Annotated in this window: 1 protein-coding gene; it reads right to left on the minus strand. The window is 40.1% G+C overall.

The genetic code is table 11. From position 1 onward, the window contains the following. Positions 1 to 38: 38 nt before the first annotated feature. Positions 39 to 809, minus strand: coding sequence for an aspartyl/asparaginyl beta-hydroxylase domain-containing protein (locus tag F6K49_RS52765; RefSeq protein WP_293111101.1), 771 nt, complete (start codon positions 807 to 809; stop codon positions 39 to 41). Positions 810 to 1,027 lie beyond the last annotated feature (218 nt).

A 1,027-nucleotide genomic window follows, 5' to 3' on the forward strand; every position in this document is an offset into this window, starting at 1 on the left:
TCCGATTCCCGATTCCCGATTCCCGATTCCCTATTACTTCATTGTCGAGCAAACACCTTATCTAAACGTTCTTCCCATTTCTTCTGATTAGCCATAGCATCTTGAACGTAGGGTGACCAAGCAATTAGTTTAATAAATAATAAATTAATCCATGAAGCAGGAAAACGGAGGGGTCTAACAATATCTAGAAATAAAACCACCCGCATCCCATCGGTTTCATTCCATACCTCATGGGGAAAGCTATCATCAAACATCATTGCTTTCCCTTCTTCCCAATAGCGAATGTCGTTACCAACACGAATCCGACAATTTTCCTTCGGTTCAGGAACACGTAATCCTAGAAGACATCTGATCACCCCTTTATAAGGTCCCCTATGTTCAGGGATATGCTTCCCTGGTAATAGGATTGAAAAAAAGGCCGTTTTCATGCCAGGAATTTTTTCGATAATACGAGTAGTTTCCGGACATTTTTCACAATTCTGTTTAACTTTAATTCCATAGCCATAAAAGCCATAGGTTTTCCAACGATTATCCGTACTGACATACTCAGCCTGGTCTGGGGAAATATCTTGGAAGTTGGGTAGAGTATCTCTATATTTCAAGACTTGATCTAGCTCTTGGCGAATCGTCATCCATTGAGATTCTAACTCAGCTACCCAATCAAATTGGTCAGGCTCGAAGAAGGTTGAATTACCAATTAATGAGTAATTAGTAATTAGCTTTTCAAAATTGGATATCAGTGATATACCAATACCATAGATCAGGAAATTTCTGGCTTTCTCCCTAAGAGCCTCTAAAGAACGTTTCATGGTTAATTATTTTAGCTGCGCTTAGAGGGATATGTTACCATACCTAATTATTTTTTTTACTGGTTCCTAAAAAAAATTATAAATTCCTAGTGATGGTCGTAATTAGGTAAGTATTCAGCCGTGAGCTAAAAGCTCAAGCGTGCGCGTTCAGCGGTCAGCTTAAGCGCTACGCGCACGCTACGCGAACAGCTTGTAGGGTGGGCAAAAAGCGATGCAGA

Source organism: Moorena sp. SIO3I6, from assembly GCF_010672095.1.